At 61.8% G+C, this 21219-nt stretch carries 22 protein-coding genes; 10 read left to right on the top strand and 12 right to left on the bottom strand.

Features of this window, described 5'->3' with window-relative positions:
• Window positions 1-39: 39 nt before the first annotated feature.
• Genes R0382_RS11165 through R0382_RS11155 form a run of 3 tightly spaced genes read right to left on the bottom strand, consistent with a single transcriptional unit; the run spans window position 40 to window position 1971 of the window.
• A complete protein-coding gene (locus R0382_RS11165) occupies window positions 40-414 on the bottom strand; it encodes a DUF2237 family protein (protein ID WP_432719666.1) in 375 nt (124 codons plus the stop codon).
• A complete protein-coding gene (locus tag R0382_RS11160; protein ID WP_432719665.1) occupies window positions 407-1198 on the bottom strand; it encodes an MBL fold metallo-hydrolase in 792 nt (263 codons plus the stop codon). The genes R0382_RS11165 and R0382_RS11160 overlap by 8 nt, the downstream gene beginning before the upstream one ends.
• A complete protein-coding gene (locus tag R0382_RS11155; protein WP_432719664.1) occupies window positions 1195-1971 on the bottom strand; it encodes a TatD family hydrolase in 777 nt (258 codons plus the stop codon). The genes R0382_RS11160 and R0382_RS11155 overlap by 4 nt, the downstream gene beginning before the upstream one ends.
• 423 nt (window positions 1972-2394) lie before the next feature.
• Between R0382_RS11155 and R0382_RS11150 the strand changes: the two genes are divergently transcribed.
• Entirely contained in the window at window positions 2395-3975 is a 1581-nt protein-coding gene (locus tag R0382_RS11150) for an arylsulfatase (RefSeq protein WP_432719663.1), read from the top strand.
• Window positions 3976-4119: 144 nt separating this feature from the next.
• Here the strand turns inward: R0382_RS11150 and R0382_RS11145 are convergent, their stop codons facing one another.
• Genes R0382_RS11145 through R0382_RS11130 form a run of 4 tightly spaced genes read right to left on the bottom strand, consistent with a single transcriptional unit; the run spans window position 4120 to window position 6725 of the window.
• Window positions 4120-4488, bottom strand: a complete 369-nt coding sequence (locus R0382_RS11145) for a PilZ domain-containing protein (RefSeq protein ID WP_432719662.1) — start codon at window positions 4486-4488, stop codon at window positions 4120-4122.
• Window positions 4485-5516 (bottom strand): DNA polymerase III subunit delta', encoded by a 1032-nt coding sequence (gene holB / locus R0382_RS11140; protein ID WP_432719661.1) that lies wholly within the window; start codon window positions 5514-5516, stop codon window positions 4485-4487. Before holB ends, R0382_RS11145 begins: the two co-directional genes overlap by 4 nt.
• The gene (gene tmk, locus R0382_RS11135; protein WP_432719660.1) at window positions 5513-6163 is read right to left on the bottom strand and encodes a dTMP kinase; all 651 of its coding nucleotides are present in this window, start codon (window positions 6161-6163) and stop codon (window positions 5513-5515) included. Before tmk ends, holB begins: the two co-directional genes overlap by 4 nt.
• Before the next feature lie 19 nt (window positions 6164-6182).
• The gene (locus R0382_RS11130) at window positions 6183-6725 is read right to left on the bottom strand and encodes a gamma carbonic anhydrase family protein (protein WP_432719659.1); all 543 of its coding nucleotides are present in this window, start codon (window positions 6723-6725) and stop codon (window positions 6183-6185) included.
• A gap of 93 nt (window positions 6726-6818) precedes the next feature.
• Between R0382_RS11130 and R0382_RS11125 the strand changes: the two genes are divergently transcribed.
• The 4 genes from R0382_RS11125 (at window position 6819) to R0382_RS11110 (ending at window position 12076) form a co-directional block, all read left to right on the top strand.
• Window positions 6819-8861 carry a M3 family metallopeptidase gene (locus R0382_RS11125; protein WP_432719658.1) on the top strand — a complete coding sequence of 681 codons (2043 nt, stop codon included), beginning with the start codon at window positions 6819-6821 and terminating at the stop codon, window positions 8859-8861.
• A 259-nt stretch (window positions 8862-9120) separates the two neighbouring features.
• Window positions 9121-11061 (top strand): hypothetical protein, encoded by a 1941-nt coding sequence (locus R0382_RS11120; RefSeq protein ID WP_432719657.1) that lies wholly within the window; start codon window positions 9121-9123, stop codon window positions 11059-11061.
• Window positions 11062-11070: 9 nt separating this feature from the next.
• Window positions 11071-11649: a hypothetical protein gene (locus R0382_RS11115; protein ID WP_432719656.1), complete on the top strand. Its 579-nt coding sequence runs from the start codon at window positions 11071-11073 to the stop codon at window positions 11647-11649.
• Window positions 11650-11761: 112 nt separating this feature from the next.
• Complete coding sequence (locus R0382_RS11110; protein ID WP_432719655.1) at window positions 11762-12076, top strand: hypothetical protein; 315 nt, start codon at window positions 11762-11764, stop codon at window positions 12074-12076.
• A gap of 81 nt (window positions 12077-12157) precedes the next feature.
• On the opposite strand, the gene R0382_RS11105 is transcribed toward R0382_RS11110, so the two are convergent.
• The 3 genes from R0382_RS11105 to fur are packed head-to-tail and all read right to left on the bottom strand — an operon-like array spanning window position 12158 to window position 14011.
• Window positions 12158-12877, bottom strand: coding sequence for an arginyltransferase (locus R0382_RS11105; protein WP_432719654.1), 720 nt, complete (start codon window positions 12875-12877; stop codon window positions 12158-12160).
• Complete coding sequence (gene aat, locus R0382_RS11100) at window positions 12874-13575, bottom strand: leucyl/phenylalanyl-tRNA--protein transferase (RefSeq protein ID WP_432719653.1); 702 nt, start codon at window positions 13573-13575, stop codon at window positions 12874-12876. Before aat ends, R0382_RS11105 begins: the two co-directional genes overlap by 4 nt.
• A gap of 16 nt (window positions 13576-13591) precedes the next feature.
• Window positions 13592-14011, bottom strand: coding sequence for a ferric iron uptake transcriptional regulator (gene fur / locus R0382_RS11095; protein ID WP_432719652.1), 420 nt, complete (start codon window positions 14009-14011; stop codon window positions 13592-13594).
• A gap of 137 nt (window positions 14012-14148) precedes the next feature.
• On the opposite strand from fur, the gene R0382_RS11090 reads away from it, so the two are divergent.
• Together R0382_RS11090 and dapB are read left to right on the top strand one after the other, a co-directional pair.
• Window positions 14149-14607, top strand: a complete 459-nt coding sequence (locus R0382_RS11090; protein WP_432719651.1) for an outer membrane protein assembly factor BamE — start codon at window positions 14149-14151, stop codon at window positions 14605-14607.
• A gap of 4 nt (window positions 14608-14611) precedes the next feature.
• On the top strand, window positions 14612-15412 hold the full coding sequence (gene dapB / locus R0382_RS11085; RefSeq protein WP_432719650.1) for a 4-hydroxy-tetrahydrodipicolinate reductase: 801 nt from the start codon (window positions 14612-14614) through the stop codon (window positions 15410-15412).
• Between the two features lie 363 nt (window positions 15413-15775).
• Here the strand turns inward: dapB and R0382_RS11080 are convergent, their stop codons facing one another.
• Window positions 15776-16951 (bottom strand): NAD(P)/FAD-dependent oxidoreductase, encoded by a 1176-nt coding sequence (locus tag R0382_RS11080; RefSeq protein WP_432719649.1) that lies wholly within the window; start codon window positions 16949-16951, stop codon window positions 15776-15778.
• A gap of 90 nt (window positions 16952-17041) precedes the next feature.
• Between R0382_RS11080 and R0382_RS11075 the strand changes: the two genes are divergently transcribed.
• The 3 genes from R0382_RS11075 to R0382_RS11065 all read left to right on the top strand — a co-directional run bounded on the left by R0382_RS11075 (window position 17042) and on the right by R0382_RS11065 (window position 19172).
• On the top strand, window positions 17042-17692 hold the full coding sequence (locus R0382_RS11075) for a DUF924 family protein (RefSeq protein WP_432719648.1): 651 nt from the start codon (window positions 17042-17044) through the stop codon (window positions 17690-17692).
• A 124-nt stretch (window positions 17693-17816) separates the two neighbouring features.
• The gene (locus tag R0382_RS11070; protein WP_432719647.1) at window positions 17817-18617 is read left to right on the top strand and encodes a Cof-type HAD-IIB family hydrolase; all 801 of its coding nucleotides are present in this window, start codon (window positions 17817-17819) and stop codon (window positions 18615-18617) included.
• Window positions 18618-18710: 93 nt separating this feature from the next.
• Window positions 18711-19172 (top strand): tetratricopeptide repeat protein, encoded by a 462-nt coding sequence (locus R0382_RS11065; RefSeq protein WP_432719646.1) that lies wholly within the window; start codon window positions 18711-18713, stop codon window positions 19170-19172.
• Window positions 19173-19584: 412 nt separating this feature from the next.
• Here R0382_RS11065 and R0382_RS11060 read toward each other — a convergent pair whose 3' ends face one another.
• Complete coding sequence (locus R0382_RS11060) at window positions 19585-20607, bottom strand: SDR family oxidoreductase (RefSeq protein WP_432719645.1); 1023 nt, start codon at window positions 20605-20607, stop codon at window positions 19585-19587.
• Between the last annotated feature and the right edge of the window lie 612 nt (window positions 20608-21219).

Genomic DNA, 21219 nt, shown 5'->3' with positions numbered 1-21219 from the left:
CGCCCATCGGGCGCCGTTTTTCCTTGGGCAGAAAGGCAATCAGGGCCGGTCGACGGCGTACGCGACCAGCGTTTCCAGCGAAACCGCATCGAGTATCGACTCGTCGGTCGCCGCCAGCACGATCGGCGGCGCATGCCCGGCCAGCAGCGCCTCGACCCAGCGCGCGGCACACACGCACCAGTGATCGCCAGGCTTGAGGCCGGGGAAACCGTACTCGGGTCGCGGCGTGCTCAGGTCGTTGCCCTGCTCGCGTGAGAAAGCGAGGAAATCACCGGTCAAGCGTGTACACACCGTGTGCTGGCCGGGATCGTCGCTATGTTCGGCGCAGCAGCCGTCGCGCAGAAAGCCGGTCAGCGGCGCGACGCTGCATGGCACCAACGGTTCGCCCAGTACGTTGAAACGGCCATTAGCCATGGTCCGCCCTCTCGCTGACAAGTGTCATGCCATCGTAGCCAACGACAACCGTCGTTGGCAGTCGAGCCGACAGGGCGTGGTATTCGAGTTCGTGCGTCATGTGGATCAGCACGGTCTGGCGCGCGCCGATCTGCGCGGCGGCGGCCAGCGCCTGATCGACGCTCAGATGGGTCGGATGCGGCTGATTGCGCAAACAGTCGAGCAGCAGCACATCGAGCCCTTCGAGCAGCGGCAGGCTGGCATCGGGAATGTCGGACACGTCGGTCAGATAGGCGACGTTGCCGATACGGAAGCCGAGGATCGGCCATTTGCCGTGCAGCAGCGGAATCGGTACTACCGTCACGCCATTGAACTCGAACGGCTCGTGCTCGACTTCGTGCAGCTGCAGCACCGGCTTGTCCCAGTACTGGTTCGGCGCGAACAGCGTGTATGGGAAGCGTTCGCGGATGTGCGTCAGCATCAAGCGGTTGCCGAACACCGGCAGCGCCGCTTTCTGCAACCAGCACCAGGCACGCAGATCGTCGATGCCGTTCAGGTGGTCGGCATGCGGATGCGTGTACAGCACGGCGTCGAGATGCAGCAGGTTCTCGCGCAGCGCCTGTTGACGCAGATCAGGGCCGGTATCGATCAAAAAGGTCTGGCCACCGGCGCGGATCACCGCCGATGCACGGGTGCGGCGGTTGCGCGGATCGTCCGATACGCAGGTCGGACAGCTGCAGCCCAGCGCCGGCGAGCCGCCGCTGGAGCCGACGCCGAGCAGCGTGACCTCGACCGCGGCGCTCATGCGGCGGCCTGCGCTCTGGCAAACAGCTTGAAGAAGTTCGCCGTCGTCGCCTCGGCCACCTCGGCCACCGGCACGCCGCGCAGGTCGGCAATGTGCTCGGCCACATGCCGCACCCAGGCCGGCTGGTTGGTTTTGCCGCGGAACGGCATCGGCGCCAGATACGGCGAATCGGTCTCGATCAGCATCCGATCAAGCGGCACCAGCTTGGCGACTTCCTTCAACTCCTCGGCCTTCTTGAAGGTGACGATGCCGGAAAACGAGATATAGAACCCCAGCTCCATCGCCGCCTGCGCCACCTGCCAGCTTTCGGTGAAACAGTGCATCACGCCGCCGACGGCGTCGGCGCCCTCTTCCTTAAGGATGCGGATGGTGTCGCTCGAGGCCGCGCGGGTGTGAATGATCAGCGGCAGCCCGGTCGCCTTGGCCGCGCGGATGTGCACGCGAAAACGTTCGCGCTGCCATTCCAGATCACCCTGCAAGCGGTAGTAATCGAGCCCGGTTTCACCGATGGCGATCACCTTAGGGTGGCGGGACAAGTCGATCAGCCCTTCCACCGTCGGCTCCTCGACATCCTCGTAATCCGGGTGCACACCGACCGAGGCGAACAGATTCGGCGCCGATTCGGCCATCGCGATCACGCTCGGCCACTCGGGCAGATTCACCGACACGCACAGCGCATGGCTGACGCGATTTTCGGCCATATTGGCCAGCAGCTCGTCACGGCGCGCGGCGAGGTCGGGGAAATTGATGTGGCAGTGGGAATCAACAAACATGGCGGGAAACGTCTCTGGATGCGGCGGGCTCGACAAGCCCTGAGTTTAAATGAGTTTGAATCGCTCCGGCGACGTCCGGCTGGTCCACGCTCTTACTTCACTCGACCTTCATGCAGGACGCCGGGCCAGACCGGCAGCGGCGCCGAATGCCCATGCGACGGCCCGGGCGACCAACGGTAAACCCGTGCGGCATCGCCCGCCGGCCCAAGCCACGGGCCAATATCGTCACTCCCGGATTGGTCTGCAAACGCAACCATCAGGCCTCCCCCCATATATGCAGATCGAATCATGACTTTTATATTTTGACTCAGCCAGCGGGCAAGGCCGCACCCACCTGGCCTTTCGGTGCCCCTTCGCGGCGCCAGTCCTGACACCGTGACGCGGTGATCCAGCCCGCCGATTCCAAGACACAAGGAGCTTGATATGCGTCGTAAATTTTTGGCTACGGCCGTACTTGGCTTGGGGCTGGCCCTCGGCCCGGCGGCATTTTCAGCCAACCGCCCCAATATCCTGGTGATCTGGGGCGATGACATCGGCTGGCAAAACGTCAGCGCCTACGGCATGGGCACCATGGGCTATACCACGCCCAATATCGACAGCATCGGCATGCAGGGCATCCGCTTTACCGATCACTACGCCCAACCGTCGTCGACCGCCGGCCGCGCCGCCTTTATCACCGGCCAGTACCCCATCCGCTCCGGCCTGACGACGGTCGGCCAGCCCGGCGACAAGCTGGGCCTGCAAGCCGCCTCGCCCAGCTTGGCCGAAGTGCTGAAAGAAGCCGGCTATGCCACCGGGCAATTCGGCAAAAACCACCTTGGTGATCGCAACGAGCACTTGCCGACCGTCCACGGATTTGACGAATTTTTTGGCAACCTCTACCACCTGAATACCCAGGAAGAGGCCGAGCAAAGGGACTATCAGGCCTTTGGCGCCCGCTTTGCCGGCACGCTCGACAATTATGAGAAAAAATTTGGCACGCGCGGTGTATTGCAGTGTTACGCCCGCAAGGACATCGACAATACCGATGACCCGCGTTTTGGAAAAATGGGCGCGCAAGCCTGCAAGGATACCGGCCCGCTGACGCAAAAACGGATGGAGGAATTCGACGAGCTGGAGGTCATTCCCAAGGCCGAATCATTCATGAAAAAGGCCAAATCGGACGGCAAGCCTTTCTTTGTGTGGCTCAATACCAGCCGGATGCACCTCTATACCCGTTTGTCCGACAAATGGCGTTATGCGGCCGAGAAATACAGCAGCGAGGGGGATCTGCATGGTTCCGGCATGCTGCAGCACGATCACGATATCGGTCTGGTTTTGAAGTTCCTGAAAGACCAGGGCCTCGATGAAAATACCATTATCTGGTATTCGACCGATAACGGCCCCGAGCATTCGTCATGGCCGCACGGCGCGACCACGCCGTTCCGTGGCGAGAAAATGACCACGTACGAAGGCGGCGTCCGGGTGATTTCGATGCTCAAATGGCCGGGCGCCGTCAAACCGGGGCAAGTGAAGAACGGCATCCAGGCCCATCAGGACATGTTTACCTCGCTGGCGGCCGCGGCCGGGGTTTCCGATGTCGCGGAGAAAATGAAACGCGAGAAAAAACAGTATATCGACGGCATCAACAATGTCGATTACTGGACCGGAAAATCGGCGGAATCCGCACGAACTAATTTGCTTTATTACTACGAGAGCAAACTGACCGCCATTCGCATGGGCCCTTGGAAAGCCCATTTGTCGACCAAGGAAGATTATTACGCCAACCTCGTGCCGCGCACCGTGCCGCTGCTGTTCAATCTCCGCATGGATCCGTTCGAAAGCTACGATAGCAAGGATTCATACGGCCATTTGCTGCAAAAAAATAGTTGGTTGCTGCAGCCCATCAGCCAGCTGATTGGCGGCCACTTGAGAACCCTGGCGGAATATCCGCCGGTGCAGGGCGGCAAAACCTTCGATATGTCGAATGTGGTTGGCGATTTTCTGAATCGCAAAGCCCCCTGACGCCGCCAATCGGCCGGTGCACAGGCCGGTGAAGGTCGCGGGCCGGCTGCCCGCGGTCACCCGGTTTGAGTCCGGATCACACTGAAACCACAAAGGGCTGCATATGCAGCCCTTTGTTTCAATCATCGCGCAGGCGCATCACGCCTACATCGTGTGCGTGGTGCGCGCGCTTTGCAGGTAACCGCCAAGCAGACCTTCGATCTTGGCCTTGGCCTGCGCGCCGGCCTCGTTGCCGGAAAAGCGCACGCCGATGCCCTGCTGATGGTTGTTGTGCGCGCCGGCCGGCGTCAGCCAGACCACATGCCCCGACACGGCAATCTTGGCCGGATCGTCGAGCAGCGACAACAGCATGAAGACCTCGTCGCCCAGCCGGTACGGCTTGCCGGTCGGAATGAAGATGCCGCCGCCTTTGACGAAGGGCATGTAGGACGCGTACAGCGCGGCCTTTTCCTTGATGTTCAGCGACAGCACCCCGGGGCGCGAGGTCGCTTGCTGACGGTAGTCTTCGCTCATCGTCGCTCTCCCTTGAGCGTGGCGCCCTTGAGGGCAGCCAGATAATCGTAAAGCAGCGCCTCGATGTTCAGGCGTGCGTTCAGCGGATGGGTCGCCAGCCGGCGCGCGTCGATCAGGCGCTCGGCAAAGCGCGGCAGTTCACCGGCGCGTGGCGCCAAGCGGGCCAACGCTTCGGACCGATCCGGATAATAGCGGACTTTGCCAGCCATCGAGAATGCGACGAGGTCGTGCACCCATTTCTGCAACCAATCGACGATCAGCGTCATCTCGACCTTGGCGCGGTCGTATTCGGCGGCCAGCCCGATCACGTCGAGCCCGCCAGGATTGGCCAGCGCGTCGAGCAGCTTGGTGCGCCACGGCAGCCATTCGGCCGACGCGTCGTCGAGCGCGGCCAGCGGCGCGCCGCCGCTGTGCGCCAGATGCAGCAGCGGATTGACGACCCCCTGCCCGGCCAGCCAGTGCGCGGCCGGTTCGATCGCCGGCGTCGGCAGCGGAAACACGCGGCAGCGGCTGCGGATGGTCGGCAACAGCCGGCGCCACTGGTGCGAAACCAGAATGAAACGCGCGCCGGACGGCGGCTCTTCAAGCGTTTTCAGGAAGGCATTGGCGGCGGCGGTGTTCATTGCCTCGGCCGGATACACCAGGGTCACCCGGCTGCCGCCGCGATGCGCGGTCAGGTTGACGAAGTCGCCGAGCTCGCGGATGTCGTCGACGGTGATCAACGACGATTTTTTCTTCGCCGGCTTGGCGTCCTCGGCCGGTTCGTCGTCGGCATCCTGCGGCGCCAGCACACGGAAGTCCGGATGATTGCCGGCGGCAAACCAGCGGCAACCATCGCAAACGCCACACGGCGCGACGCTGCGGTCGGCCGACTCGCACAACAGCATCGCGGCAAGCCGCTCGGCAAAGCGCCGCTTGCCGATGCCGGCCGCGCCGGTCAGCAACAGCGCATGCGGCAGCTGGGCGATATTCGCCGTCAGCGCCCGCCACGGCTCGGCCTGCCACGGGTACAGCGTGTAGTCGCTCATGCTTCGCCCCGCAACCAGCGCGGTACGTCGATTGCCAGACCCGTCTGAATTGCCTCGATGCTGCGCGTGGCGTCGATCACCTTGACGCGTTGCGGATCGGCAGCGGCGCGTTCGAGGTAGGCCGCGCGAACGCGGGCATGAAAATCAGCCGCCTCCTGCTCGAAACGATCGAGCGATGCGCGCGCCGCCATCCGGGCCTGACCGACATCGGGCGGCACGTCGAACACCAGCGTCAGATGCGGTTGCAGCAGCGCCTCACCCCGGCCTTGTACCCAGTGTTCCAGTGCGGTGAACTTGGCGGCATCGAGGCCGCGGCCGCCGACCTGAAACGCCCAGGTCGCATCGGTAAAGCGATCGCTGACGACCCACTCGCCACGCGCCAAGGCCGGCTCGATCACCTGGGCCAGATGTTCGCGCCGCGCCGCGAACATCAGCAGCGCTTCGGTCTCCAGATCCATGGCTTCAGACAGCAGCAACGCGCGCAGCTTTTCACCGAGCGGCGTACCGCCGGGTTCGCGCGTCAACACCGGCGCAATGCCTTGCGTACGCAGCCAATCGGCCAGCCAGTTGAGCTGGGTGCTCTTGCCGGCGCCATCGACGCCCTCGACGCTGATGAATCGCGCCGGCAGTAAATTCAGTTCGGACATGGGGCCGATTGTCTCATGCTCAGGACTGCGCAGGCTGGTCGCGGTACTTCTTCATCAGCCGCACATAATGCGCCGCCGAGTAGTTGAAATGCGCCAGCTCGTCGTCGGTCAGCGCCCGGACCTGTTTCACCGGCCGGCCCAGGTACAGATAGCCCGACTCGAGTACCTTGCCCTGCGGCACCAGCGAGCCGGCGCCGATCATCACCCGATCCTGCACGACGACGCGGTCGAGAATGATCGTACCCATGCCGACCAGCACTTCGTTGCCGATGGTGCAGCCGTGCAGAATCACCGCGTGGCCGATGGTGACGCGGTCGCCGATGATCAGCGGCGCGCCATCCGGATCATCCGGGCGCTTGTGCGTCACGTGCAGCACGCTGCAGTCCTGCACGTTCGAATCGTTGCCGATATGGATGTGGTTGACGTCGCCGCGCAGCACCGCGCCGGGCCAGACCGACGCATCGCGACCCAGCTTCACGTCGCCGATCACCTGCCCGCTGGCATGCACCCACGCGCCGTCATCCAGTTGCGGCGCGATCCCGTCGAATTGTTCAATTGCCATGACTATCCTTGAAATCCTGTCGTCTTTGACCTTGAAAAGCACGCGCGCAAGGCGCATCTACGCTGTTACGACGATTCTACCCGAGACCTCACGATGACCCAGACCAACCCGCTGCTCGACCTGACCGGCCTGCCCCAATACGACGCCATCCGTCCCGAACACGTGAACCCGGCGCTGGACGTGCTGCTCGAAGCGGCGCGCGCCGCGGTCGCCCAGGCCGAAACCGTCGAGACGCCGACGTGGGACTCGTTCGTCGCGCCGTCCGAAGACGCGATGGAACAGCTGGGCCGCGCCTGGGGCGCCGTCGCGCATCTGGAATCGGTGGTCAATACGCCCGAGTTGCGCGAGGTCTACAACCAGAATATTCCGCGCATCTCCAACTTCTATACCGAGCTGGGCCAGAACGAGAATCTCTATGCCCGCTGGAAGCTGCTGGCCGCCAGCGCCGAATGCGCCACCTACGACGAAACCCGTCGCACCATCGTCGAACACGCCATCCGCGACTTCAAACTCTCGGGCGCCGAGCTGCCGGACGCGCAGAAAGAACGCTTCATGCAGATCGAGGAGCGCTCATCCGAACTGACGACCAAGTTCGCCCAGAACGTACTCGACGCGACCGACGCATTCGCCTTGTATGTTGACGACGAGGCCGAGCTCGCCGGCCTGCCTGACGACTGGAAAGCCGCCGCACGCGCCGGTGCGGAAGCCGATGGCAAGACCGGCTGGAAAGTAACGCTGAAAATGCCGAGCTATCTGCCGGTCATGCAGTTTGCCCACAACCGCACGTTGCGCGAAACGCTGTACCACGCCTATGTCACCCGTGCGTCCGAATTCGGCCCGGCCGAGCGCGACAACACCCCGCTGATCAAGGAAATCCACGCACTGCGGCAGGAGGGCGCGCAGATGCTCGGTTTCGCCAGCTTCAGCGAAGAGTCGCTGGCGACCAAGATGGCCGAAACGCCCGAACAGGTGCTCGGCTTCCTGCGCGATCTGGCGCAACGCGCCAAGCCGCACATGCAGGCCGACCGCGCCGAAATGGAGCAATGGGCCAAGGCGAACCTGGGTTACGACACGCTCGAAGCCTGGGACGTCGGCTTCGTCTCCGAGCGCGTGCGCGAAGAAAAATACGCGTTCAGCGAACAAGAGGTGAAACAGTACTTCACCGAGCCGACGGTACTGAACGGCCTGTTCACGCTGGTCGAGCAACTCTACGGCCTGCAGTTCGTGCCGGCCGAAGCACCGGTCTGGCATCCGGACGTGCGCTTCTTCGATCTGAAGAACAAGGACGGCTCGCTCGTCGGCGGCCTCTATCTCGATCTGTATGCACGTGAAGGCAAGCAAGGCGGCGCCTGGATGAACGACGTCCGCGGTCGCCGCAAGCTCCCGGACGACAGCGTGCAGACCCCGGTCGCACTGATCGTCTGCAACTTCGCCCAAGGCGTCGACGGTAAGCCGGCACTATTGCCGCACGACGACGTGATCACGCTGTTCCACGAAACCGGCCACGCACTGCACCACCTGCTGACCGAAGTCGACGAGCTGTCGGTCTCGGGGATCTCCGGCGTCGAGTGGGACGCGGTCGAGTTGCCGAGCCAGTTCATGGAAAACTTTGCCTGGGAATGGCAGGTATTGCCGCAACTGACGAAGCACGTCGACAGCGGTGCATCGCTGCCGAAGGCGCTGTACGAGAAAATGCTCGCCGCCAAGAACTTCCAGTCCGGTTCGGGCATGCAACGCCAGCTGTATTTCTCGATTTTCGACATGGCGCTGCACGGCAACACCAGCGACATCGATCCGCAGACCGAGGCGCTGCAGATCCAGCAGGAACTCGGCATGCCGACACCGCCGGACTACAACCGCTTCCCGCAAAGCTTCAGCCACATCTTTGCCGGCGGTTACGCAGCCGGTTACTACAGCTACAAATGGGCTGAAGTGCTCAGCGCCGACGCCTACGCGGCGTTCGAGGAAGCCGCGAAGACCAGCGGCAACGTGGTCGACGCCACCGTCGGCGCCCGCTTCCGCCATGAAGTCCTCGCCCGCGGTGGCAGCCGTCCGGCGCTGGAGAGCTTCGCAGCCTTTCGAGGCCGTAAGCCAGAGATCGATGCGCTTCTACGCCACAATGGCTTGGTAAGCTGATCAAGCCTCTGAAGGACAAAAAAAACCCGGCATGTGCCGGGTTTTTTTGTTGCCCTTCAAGAAAAGCAATCGGTGGACCTCAGTAAGGAAACAAGAAAAACACAGGGCTAAAGATCCGTGCATCGGCAAAAACGCCACACTCACCAGGTTGAAATCCATTATTTAAGCCCATAAATTTACACCACAATTACAAAATATTATTATGGTGGCCCTACACCGGTAGATTTCACCTCTACATTGCATATGCATGGGCGCCACCATGAACATCACAACTCATAAACATAAACTCGCAACCCTTCTTACTACTACTATTCTTGCTGCTTGCGGCGGTGGTGGGGGAGGAAGTGGCGACACTACGCCGGTGCCCACTCCAACACCGGTGCCGACCCCGGCGCCAACACCGGTACCAACACCGGCACCAGTGCCTGCACCATCAATGGCAGCGCCGCAAGGCGTGTTTATCAGTGAGGTTGCCAACAACTACTACGGCGATACGGTCAGCTGGTTCGAGGTATACAACAATTCCGGTGTTCCAATCGACCTAGCCAACTACAAGGTACGCAGCACCGGGATCAATCCGGCCACGTTGGTGGCTACACCATCGGTAATCTTCTCGCTGCCTAGCATGACCGTACCCAATCAAGGCTATGCCGTTATCGCAGCCAAGACGGACGCTTCACTGCAAAATACCGCCAACAGTGTTTACATCGCCGACGGTAGCAACCGCGTCCCGATTTGGCGTGGAAGCAACGGTTTTGTAGAGCTGCTTTTGGCTGGCCAAACCGTCGACTTTGTCCGCTTTGGCAGCAGCTCCGTCGTCCCAACCACACCGTCAGCCTGGAACGGCGCCAGTGTTGCTGCGATGGGCGACAATGCCAACAGTTACAACACGTCTATCGTGCGGTCGGCGTCTAAATTTACACAGACAAAAACAGCAACCGACTGGACGCAGGCCGGCTTCGCCACCCCCGGTGGACCTAACGACGTTGCAGCGGGTGCTCAGGACAGTGACGACGATGGCATTCCAGACTCCGCAGAGGTCGCTGGCGGCACCTATAACGGCCTTGACCTATACGCGATGGGTGCACGCGTAGGCCAGCGTGATCTGTTCATTCAAGTCGACTATCTGAATAGCCCCGATCCGGGAGTGACGCCAAGAGCCGAAGCGCTGGCGAAAGTCGTCCAAGCCTTCAAAGCGCACAATATTGCAGTGCATTTTGATGCCGGCAATCTGTACTCCAGTGTCAATGATCCAGCCAATTACAACCTAAGCGGCAACGTTAGCAACAAACGCCCCTACAGCGCATGTACTGAGCTCGAAAGCGACAGTACGCAGCTGACGCCAGGATGCACCAGCGTGTATCAGATTAAGTCCTCCAGCATGGATATCCGTCGCAAACCAATTTTCCGTTACATGCTGATGGCCAATTCACAACGCTCGAATGGTTCAGCCGGCTCTTCGGGCATGGCTGAGATCACCGGCGATGATTTTCAAGTCACGCTGGGCGGCTGGTCATTAAATGCATCAAATCCGATCAACCTCAATATCCTGGTCAATATGCAGGCAGGTACCATCATGCATGAACTTGGCCATACCCTAGGCCTACTGCATGGCGGCGACGAAAACGTCAACAACAAACCGAATTATTACAGTGCAATGAATTACCTCTACCAATTGCAAGGCTTGCCCGATGCACGCAGCAATGAGGTAGTTCAACGCTTCTACTACTGGCTCAACTGGGAGCTGAGTCTTCCAGTTCCGGGATACGCAACGAAGTGGACTTTCCCTCTTTGCAGCATTGGCAATGGGCCTTGTTCCGCCGCTTTCAAGCTGGACTATTCGGACGGTAGTGGTTCCAACCTCGATGAAAATGCGCTGAATGAAGGTGCACTTATTGGTCGTGGCAGCCTTGGCGGTGCTTATGGTGACTGGAACAACAACAGCGTCCAGGATGGTACGCCTTACGTACTGGACATTAACGGCGATGGACTGCAAACCTCCCTGCACGATCACAATGACTGGGCCAAACTCATCGTGAACTCACGCCGCTATTTCAACTCCAACAACACAGGGCAGAGTCGTCTTGCCAACGTCAGCCGACCGGCGTCATTCGACCCGATCGTCCGTCCATATCAACAGACGGTTCAGGAAGCGTCGCCATCGGCAGCGCTACTGCAGAGCCTTCGTAATCCGCACTAAGGTATCGATATGCTGACCCGCTTCACAATTCACATAATTGCCCTTCTATCCACATTCGCAATGGTTCAAGCCAGTGCCGAAGCGCTTAAAATCAGCGGGGCCAGCGACCAGGCTGGCTGGGCAACTGCATTGCGAACGGATTCCAATTCGGTACTACGCTTCTCGATTGATGGTCATGCTTGGCAGGTCTCGCCATGGCCAACGACATTGCCGAGGAGGCTGGAAAAGCAATTTGTCGAGATCAGCACCGGCATGCATCCGGCAGGCCCCATTCGCCGGATGACGCTGCGTAAGCCATCGTCACAGCAAGCCTGGCTTGAACTGGTAGCGGCAGGCCCATTCGACCATCCTCTTGTTCCCGGGTGGACTCTGCGTAACGGCACCACACTAGGTGCCGATATCGTCGGTCCAACCAGCACGCCCCAGGAAGTGAAGATCGGACAAAGCCGCATACTCAAGGACAGCAATGGCTATTGCTGGCGCTTCGGCCTAATTGCCACAGCGATTCCAGCTAAAAGGACAGAAATCGCCAGTGAACGGGAGCCACGGGCCGATTGGTATCTTGCGTCAGCCCCACACTGCCGCTAGCGCCAACCGCTTCATCCGAATACCCGCGTAACTGCGGGTATTTTTCTGCCCTTAGTTTTTTCAAGACTAGCATGACGTAAACACCAGACATGCCACTTGGGGGGGAGTTTCAATGATCCGGACGATCCTGATGGGTTGTGTTATCGCAGCACAACTACTCAGTGCTTGCGCGGCGCACCCAACCTTTGTGGAAGGGCAGTCGGTTGTCTTACTTGGCAAACTCGTGCTTAAGGGTAGTGAACCCCACACTTATCCTGTTTTGCAAATGCCAAACGGAATTGACTGGAAGCTTGAAGGCCTTACCCTCCCAGAAGCTTCAGCACTGCAGAACCGCGATCTCGAGGTTCGCGGCACGGTCCTACAGCGATCGGAAAGTGGCCCCAAACCGGCATCACTTTGGGTCGAGCACTATATGCAGCAGGATTGAGAAGGAGTATCAAACTCCTGCAGCCTTATAGCCCCTACGCATCGCCCCCGTCACCATTTTACTTAGCCGTTCTAGCCCACTCTAGATGCTAAGGCTACGCCACTCACCATCGACCAAGCCCTCAATCGGCTGGTAGCGCGTCTTGTACGCCATCTTGCCGCAGCGTTCGATCCAGTAGCCCAAATAGAGGTAAGGCAAGCCGAATTGCCGAGCCAAACTGACTTGCCAAAGCACGTTGTAAACGCCGTAGCTCGCCCCCGGCACATCCGGGTCGTAGAAGGTGTAGACCGACGACATGCCGTCGTCGAGCTGATCGATCAGGCTGACCATCCGCAGCTGGCCAGCCTCGCGGAATTCGACCAGGAAGCTGGCGACGTTGCTCTTGAGGATGAAGTTCTCGTACTGCTCGCGCCCGTCCTGATCCATGCCGCCGCCGGCATGCCGTGCCGCCTGGTAGCGCTGGTAAAGCAGGAAGTGTGCGTCGGAATATTCGAGGCCCAGCAGCCGGGCACGCAGATTGCCGTGCCTTTGTTGCGCGCGCCGCTGGCTGCGGTCGGGCTCGAAGGCGTCGACGGGAATCCGGACCGGCACGCAGGCACGGCAACGGTCGCAATGCGGCCGGTAAACGAACTGGCCGCTACGGCGAAAGCCGATCTGCACCAGCTGGCTGTAACTCTGCGCGTCGATGACTTCCGACGGCACGGCGACCTGCGAGCGTGCCAGTTGTTCGGGTAGATAACTGCAAGGATACGGCGCGGTGGCGTAGAACTGCAGTTGCAAAGACTGGATACGCGGGTTCATCTTGGTTCCCCCTGCGCCCGGTACAACCACGGTCCGGGTACATCTGGTTGGGCTGTCAGTTTTTCCAGCCTAGCAAGAAAATCGCCGCGTGGAATTTCATCTGCGCCGAAACGCGCCAGATGTTCGGTACGCATCTGACAATCGATCAGCCCAAAACCTTGGCGCTGCAGCCAGCGCACCAGATGGACAAACGCGATTTTCGACGCATCCGGCGCCCGCGCGAACATCGACTCACCGTAAAACATCCGGCCGATCGCCACGCCATACAGGCCACCGGCCAGCTCGCCATCGATCCAGCACTCGGCGCTGTGCGCGAAGCCGAGGCGGTGCAGCTCGCCGTACCCGGCCCGGATGGCGTCGCTGATCCACGTGCCGTGTTCAGCGTCACGCGGCCCGGCACAGCCGGCCATGACGGCGTCGAAGGCGGTATCGAAGCGGACTTCGTAAGCGCGATGGCGCAGCACCTTGGCCAACGAGCGGCCAACGTGCAGGTCATCGGGGACGAGCACCATGCGCGGATCGGGACTCCACCACAGGATGGGCTCGTCGGGCATGTACCAGGGAAAGATGCCGGCGCGGTAGGCCGCCAGCAAGCGGGCGGCGCTGAGGTCGCCACCGGCGGCAAGCAGACCGTTGGGCTCGACCAGCGCGTGGGCGAGCGGCGGAAAGCGCAGCGAGGCGTCGAGCCAGGCGATCATCGGGTCGCGCCGCTACTCACTTCTTCTGCTGGCAATCCTTGCAGATGCCGTACAGATACATCTCGTGGTCCTGAATCTCGAAGCCGTGCGACTTGGCGATCGCCTCCTGACGCAGCTCGATCTCCGGATCGCAGAACTCCTCGACCTTGCCGCATTTCACACAGACCAGGTGATCGTGGTGGCCGCCCTGGCTGAGCTCGAACACCGCTTTGCCAGTTTCGAAGTGGTGGCGCTCGAGGATGCCGGCCTGCTCGAACTGCGTCAGTACGCGGTAGACCGTCGCCAGACCGATGTCGGTGTGCTCGGCCATCAGCACGCGGTAGACGTCTTCGGCCGACAGATGGCGCTGTTCGCTGGTCTCGAACAGATTGAGGATTTTCAGGCGCGGGCCGGTGGCTTTAAGGCCCATGCCCTTGAGTTCGTTAGCTTTGCTCATTGGGTTCCGTATCCGGGCAAGGAGTTTCGCCAAGGCTGCGAGGCCGGGCGACTACCGGTATGATATAGCGTTTACCGTGCCGACTCCAACCGGGCGCCGGCATACCGATTGGCCCATTTCCACGGATTGCAGGCTCCATGCAACTTCGCTTGATCGCCCCCCTGGTCGCTGCAGCCATGCTCAGCGGCTGCGGTGTCATGAACTGGCTGACCCCGTACAAACTCGACATTCCCCAAGGCAACGAAGTCACCGCCGATCTGGTTGGCCAGCTCAAGCCCGGCATGACCCGTGCGCAAGTCCGCTTCCTGCTGGGCACGCCGCTGCTGAACGATCCGTTTCACGCCAACCGCTGGGACTACGTCTACAGCGACGCGCGCGGCGGCACGCTTGAACAGAAGAAAACCTTCGCCGTATTTTTCGATGGCGACAGCCTGACCCGCTGGGAAGGCGAGACGCTGCCGGAAGCGATTCGGGCCAAGGACGCGAAGATGCTCGACGCGAACGCACAGCCGAGCAGCGGCAATATTCAGAGCACCGCCGTTCCGGGTTCGGCCGACAGCCCGACCCAGGAAGTCAAACCGCTGATCAAGGAATAATCCAATGGCCATCCGTATTGCGATTGCCGGCGCCTCCGGCCGCATGGGCCGGATGCTGGTCGAAGCCACGCTGGCCGCCAGCGACTGCGAACTGCACGCCGCGCTCGACCGCCCGGGCGCAGACACGATTGGTCAGGACGCGACCGCCTTCCTCGGCAAGAACAGCGGCGTACTCATCGGCGCCGACCTGACTGCGCTCGAAGGCGCCGACGTGCTGATCGACTTCACCCGCCCCGAAGGCACGCTGGCTCACGTTGCGGCCTGCCGCGCCTACGGCGTCAATATGATCATCGGCACCACCGGCTTCGATGACGCCGGCAGCGCCGCAATCCGCGACGCGGCCACCGACATCGCCATCGTCCACGCCTACAACATGAGCGTCGGCGTCAATCTGCTGGTCAAGCTGCTGGAAGTGGCCGGCAAGGCGCTCGACGTCGGTTACGACGTCGAAGTGATCGAAATGCACCACAGGATGAAGGTCGACGCACCGTCAGGCACCGCGCTGATGCTCGGCGAGACCGTCGCAACCGCCCAGGGCCGCACGCTCAAGGACGCCGCCGTCTATGCCCGCGAAGGCATCACCGGCGAACGCGAACCGGGCACGATCGGCTTTGCCACCCTGCGTGGCGGCGACGTGATCGGCGACCATACGGTGATCTTCGCCGGTCTGGGAGAGCGGATTGAGATCAGCCACAAGGCGAGCAACCGGACGATTTATGCGCAAGGCAGCATCCGCGCCGCGCACTTCCTCGCCGGCAAGCAGTCGGGCTTTTTCGATATGCAGGACGTACTTGGCCTGCGTTAAGCACCAAGCTACGCAGTAATAAAGGGCGCCATTGGCGCCCTTTATTTGGAATTTATCACCACATTCTGGCCGTATCTGCACCGGAATCCGGGCGTCAAACCCGGTCGATGGGCACCGCTAGCCTCGGGCAACAGAGCGGCGTAACACTACGCCGGCACAAAAAAACAGGGCGCCGCATGGCGCCCCGCTGGAACGAGTCCGGCAGCTCCGTAATCGCGGGCACACGTTGATTTCGCCCCGATTGCCACCGGCAGGTTCCGGGCCGAACCGCAGTTCGACCGATGGCCGGCTTCATCTTCACCGGCAGCACAGGGCGTTGGCAGAACTCCGGCCCGCGCCCCTACCTACCCTTCCACCGTAGCACTAGGCATTCATTCCCGCCACATAGCCCGACGACCAGGCCCACTGAAAATTGTAACCCCCGAGCCAACCGGTGACGTCGACCACCTCGCCGATGAAGAACAGGCCCGGTACGTCGCGTGCCATCAGCGTCTTGGAATTCAAGGCCTTGGTGTCGACCCCCCCCTTGGTGACTTCGGCCTTCTTGTAGCCCAAGGTGCCGGAAGGCACGACTTGCCAGTCCGACAGGCGGCTGGCGATCTCGGCCAGCTGCTTGGGCAGATACTGTTTCAGCGGCTTGATCTCGCCAAACTGCGCCGCCAGCGCCTGCGCGAAACGGCGCGGCAGGCGCTCGGCCAGCACCGTCGACAGCAAGGCATCGCGATTGGCTTCGGCAAGGAACACGGCCGGGTCTTCGTCGGGCAGCAAATCCAGATGCACCGGTTCGCCCGCTTGCCAGTACGACGACACCTGCAGGATCGCCGGCCCGGAAACGCCTTTGTGCGTCAGCAGCACATCCTCGCGAAAGCGCGCCTTGCCGGCGCTGACTTCGGCCGACTCGAGCGCCACGCCGGCAAGTTCGCCCCACAGATCCTGCGGCTGGAACGTCAGCGGTACCAGCGCCGCGCTGGTCGGCACGATGGCGAGGCCGAATTGCCGCGCAATGTCATAGCCGATGCCGGTGGCGCCGATCTGAGGAATCGACAGCCCGCCGGTGGCGACAACCAGCGAGGTGCAGCACCAGGTTTCGTCGCCGGCATCGACTTCGAAACCGCCGTCGATTTGCCGGACCGCGCCGATCGGCGTCTGCATGCGCCACTCGACGCCGACCTGATCGACCTCGGCCTTGAGCATGTCGATGATCGCGCCCGAACCCTGATCACAGAAAAGCTGGCCCAGCGTTTTTTCGTGGTAGCTCAGCCCGTGCGATTCGACCAGCTTGATGAAGTCGTGCTGCGAATACTGCGCCAGCGCCGATTTGACGAAGTGCGGGTTCTGCGACAGATAGCATTCCGGTCGCACATTCAGATTGGTGAAGTTGCACCGGCCGCCGCCCGAAATGCGGATCTTCTCGGCCAGCTTGCTGGCATGGTCGATCAGCACCACGCTGCGCCCCATCATGCCGGCAGTCGCCGCGCACATCATCCCCGCCGCGCCGGCACCCAGCACCACGACGTCTACCTTAGTCTTGCGTTCCAAATCACCTCTCCCTGCGAGCGGCGAATTGTAGCCGCGCCGCAGGCACAGCGGTTTACACTGCGTAGCATTCACCGCCCGAAGGAAGCCGCCATGACCGAACTCATCCGCCGATCCAGCCCGGAAGGCCAAGTGAAGAGCGGCCGGGTCAAGGCCGGCCGCGACACCGTTGCCACGCCGGACGAGGTACTGGCCTTCTGGTTCGGCTGTCCGGACGACCCGGATTACCAGCAGCCCCGCGCCGCGTGGTTCCGCAAGGATCCGGTCTTCGACGCGGCGATCCGTCGCCGCTTCCTTGCCACCGTCGATGCCGCCCTCGCAGGCGACTGCGAAGATTGGACGGGCGACGCGCGCGGCGCACTGGCGCAGGTCATCGTCCTTGATCAGTTCCCGCGCAACCTGTTCCGCAACAGCGCCAGAGCCTTTGCCGGCGATGCCCTCGCCTGCCGCGTCGCCCACGCCGCGCTCGACGCCGGCTGGCACGAAGCCCTGACACCGGTCGAGCAGTTGTTCCTTTACCTGCCGTTCGAGCACTCCGAATCGCTGGCCGACCAGGAGCGCATGCTCGCACTGACCGCCACGTGGCAAGGGCATGACGTCCTCGGCGATTTCCACCGTTACGCCGTGCTGCATCACGACGTCATCACCCGCTTCGGCCGCTTCCCGCACCGCAACGCCGCCCTCGGTCGCGAGTGCACGCCGGACGAGCTCGACTACCTGGCGCAACCGGGATCGGGTTTCTGAGCGCAATCCCGCGGTCGCACATCGGGGAAACCCGCTAGCCAAGACGGCAAGCCAGCGGCATTTTTGACTGCTCATCCAGAGTGCGGGGCCGTAGAATAAGCGGATCCCTCTGCCCGGAGTCCCCATGTATCAGGTTATTGCCTCCGACCTCGACGGTACGCTGCTCGACGGCGACCATACCGCCTCGGCCTTCACCGCCCAGACGCTGCAAACACTGCAGGCGCGCGGCATCCCGTTGATCATCGCCACCGGTCGCCACTACTGCGATGTGCGCGGTATCCGTGCGGCGCTCGGCATTCGTGCGCACCTGATCACGTCGAACGGCGCGCGCATCCATGATCCGGACAACCAACTGATGTACGCCAGGAACATCGCGCCGGCGATCGTCCGCGAGATGATGCAGCCCGAGTTCAGCGAGGGCGCGTCGGTCAATCTCTATCTCGACGAAGAGTGGCTGATCGGTGCGCCGAATGAACGGCTCATGGACATGCACAAGGATTCCGGCTTTACCTACCGGGTCGACGATCTGCCCAAGCACAGCGGCGAAGGTGTTGCCAAGGTGCTGTACATCGCCGAGCCGGCGCATCTGGCCAAGATCGAAGCCAGACTGTACGAGCGCTTTGGCCACGGCCTCTACATCACCTACTCGTTGCCGGACTGCCTGGAAATCATGGCGCCGACGGTCTCCAAGGGTCATGCGCTGCAGGTGGTGCTCGATTCGCTGCAACTGCCGATGGCGCATTGCGTGGCCTTCGGCGACGGCCTGAACGACCTGGACATGCTCGGCACCGCCGGTCACCCGTTCATGATGGCCAACGCCAACGCCAAGCTGGTCGCGCTGCTGCCCGAGGTACCGCAGATCGGCCTCAATACCGACGCCGCGGTCGCGTTGAAGCTGCGCGAACTGTTCAAGTTCGACCAGTAAAGCACCGCCCATCCCGCCAACAACGCGCCCGCAGCCCCGCTGCCGGCGCGTTTTGTCATGCTCAGGACTAATATAACGGTCTGGAGCAAACCCATGTGGCGGACACTCTGCTTGATAGCGGGCCTCACCCTGGCCGGGCCGGCCCTGGCAGCAGGCGGCGGCGCACCGGCCAGAAGCAGCGCCGACAGCGACACGACCAGGGCCATTGCCAGCGCGCGCCGGTCGATCGACCTGCAGCAATGGGATCAGGCCCTGCAGGTGCTCGACGCGGCCCGACAGCGTGACCCGCACAACGCCGACCTGTGGAACTGGACCGGCTACTGCGAGCGCAAACGCGGCAATCTGCAGCAGGCCTTTTCCGCCTATGACGAAGCGCTGCGACTGAACCCGCGCCATCTCGGCGCACACGAATACCTCGGCGAGGCATGGCTGCAAGCCGGCCAGCCCGACAAGGCGCAAGCGCTGCTCGAGCAGTTGAAGACGCTGTGCGGCAGCTGCGAGGAAGAACGCGATCTGGCTGCGGCAATTGAGGCCTACCGCCCACCTGCGCAATAGCAGCTTGCCGGCCACCTAGCGCGCATCAGGCGTTGAAACGCCCGCAGCCAGCGGCACGATCGGCGCCATGCGGCAGCAACCGAACGACCAGTGGCCGACTCGGTGACCGTGATCACGACGTCAGCGGACTGATGCCCGGCGCGTGCTTCAAGCCCCCATGATCAGCGTCCGGGCTCAAACCGCCCAATATGAGCACTTGCCGTGCTGCGGTCCTTCACCTTCATGTGCATGCAAGTGATGGTGATGCCATTCGCCGACACGTACTTTGCGACGAAGGATAGGGAAACGCTTGTGGTGCGAGCCAAGCAGGCGATAGCGGCAGGACGCCAACGCCCGGGCGGCGAAAATGTCCCGCGGACCACCGGCCTGCCGCTGGCGAGAGGGGTTAGGCGTCACTGATGCTGGCTTTTTCCTAGACCAGGGACAGTTGAATCAGACTCGACGCCATGGCGGGCGCAGACTCGGCGACCGGAATGAACTCCATCTTCAAGGCACGACGCGTACGCGAGTTGTCGACTCGAAACTTGAAGCCGAGATCGGGAAGAATTGTTCGTGCGGTAGGGTCGAACAGGGCAATCAGGCGAATCAAGAAATCGGGCAACTCGCGGCTTGGTACCTTGCGCGCGGCGCGACCAAGCTCGCGCCGAATCGGCAGCGCAATATCGAGGAAGCGGAGGGCCTCCGATACGGCGACATACCGGCCACCGCTGGGCTCGGCCGACTCCAGCGCCAGCCTGTGCATCTTGGCGACGTCACGAACATCAACGACGGCGAAGTGGATGCGCGGCGTCCCAGGATATTTCCCACGCAGAAGCATCTGGATGACCTCGGCCGACGTGCCGATGTCATTGTCGAGGACTGGACCTAGTACGAAGCCGGGGTTGACCGTCGAGAAGTGCAGGCTTGTGCCGGTGGTGCTGACGAAGTCGCGTGCCGCTTTCTCGGCAAGCGTCTTGGAGCGGTAATACGCAGTGATGCCTGGCGCGTCAGCATCGGTCCAATCGTCCTCGTCAAAGGGTTTGGTTCTTTTGTGCTGATGGCCGCCTATAACCGCCACCATGGAGGACGTCTGGACTACGCGAGGAACGCCCGCAGCCACCGCCGCACGCAACACGCGAAGCGTGCCATCCACTGCCGGCCGCAGCAGTTCGTCCGGGTCCTTCGGCTCGCCGGTCGGAAACGGCGACGCCACGTGGAGCACACCGCCAACGCCTTCCATGGCATCGGCCCAGCCTGCATCAGAAAGCAGATCAGCCTCGACAGCAGTCAACTTCGTCGTGTCGCAATACTTGGCCAGCGTCGCTCGCGCTTCGTCTGCCTTTGCCATGCGGCGCACGGTGCCTCGCACACTGTAGCCATGCTTGAGCAACTCCAGAGCACATTGCTTCGCGATGAATCCCGAGAGCCCGGTGATTAAGATCGGCTTGTCTGTCATGTTGATCACTTTGTAGGTGGGGGTCAGATTCGGTGCATTGCGACCGAGCTTCGCTGCTGGTCATACGAGCAAGGGGTCCGCGCCACCACCACTTTGGTGACGCCGAATACCGGAGCCGCACCACGTCCGCGGCTGCTGGTCCAGGTGCGGGAGGAACTGCGCTACCGGCACTACAGATCTGTACACCATAAATACTTACATTTTATTTGCAAATAATTTCTTCAAGTTTAATTTTTCATGCTGCTCGATGGAATAGGAGGAAGAATGAGGCTGTGTGTTTTCTGATCGATCTGGCCATCGAGCGCGACACACCGGCGTCGATGTCGAATCAAGCTTTGCTGTTTCGCTACAAGGTGGCGTTGCAGCTTGAGCTGCGTATGGCTGGACGACTGCGAGCGGACGAAGCAACCAGTGCATCGTCCAGCGGGGCTCGGCGTGACCGTACACACGCCGCTGAGCTTACCGGTCGGTGAGGCTGGGCCTGATCGCGGCGAGGCCTGCATGACGCCGCACAGGCTCAGTAGGACGAAAAAAAACCCATCCAGTAAGACGGTGACGTCTACTTGGATGGGTTCCAGGTGCACGGCGCAGCAGGCGCCGCGACCGTCCGGA

This window comes from Jeongeupia wiesaeckerbachi (genome assembly GCF_050916355.1).
In the GTDB taxonomy this organism is placed as follows: domain Bacteria; phylum Pseudomonadota; class Gammaproteobacteria; order Burkholderiales; family Chitinibacteraceae; genus Jeongeupia; species Jeongeupia wiesaeckerbachi.
Note: the sequence above shows the minus strand (reverse complement) of the source record. Positions and strands in the feature narration are given on the sequence as shown.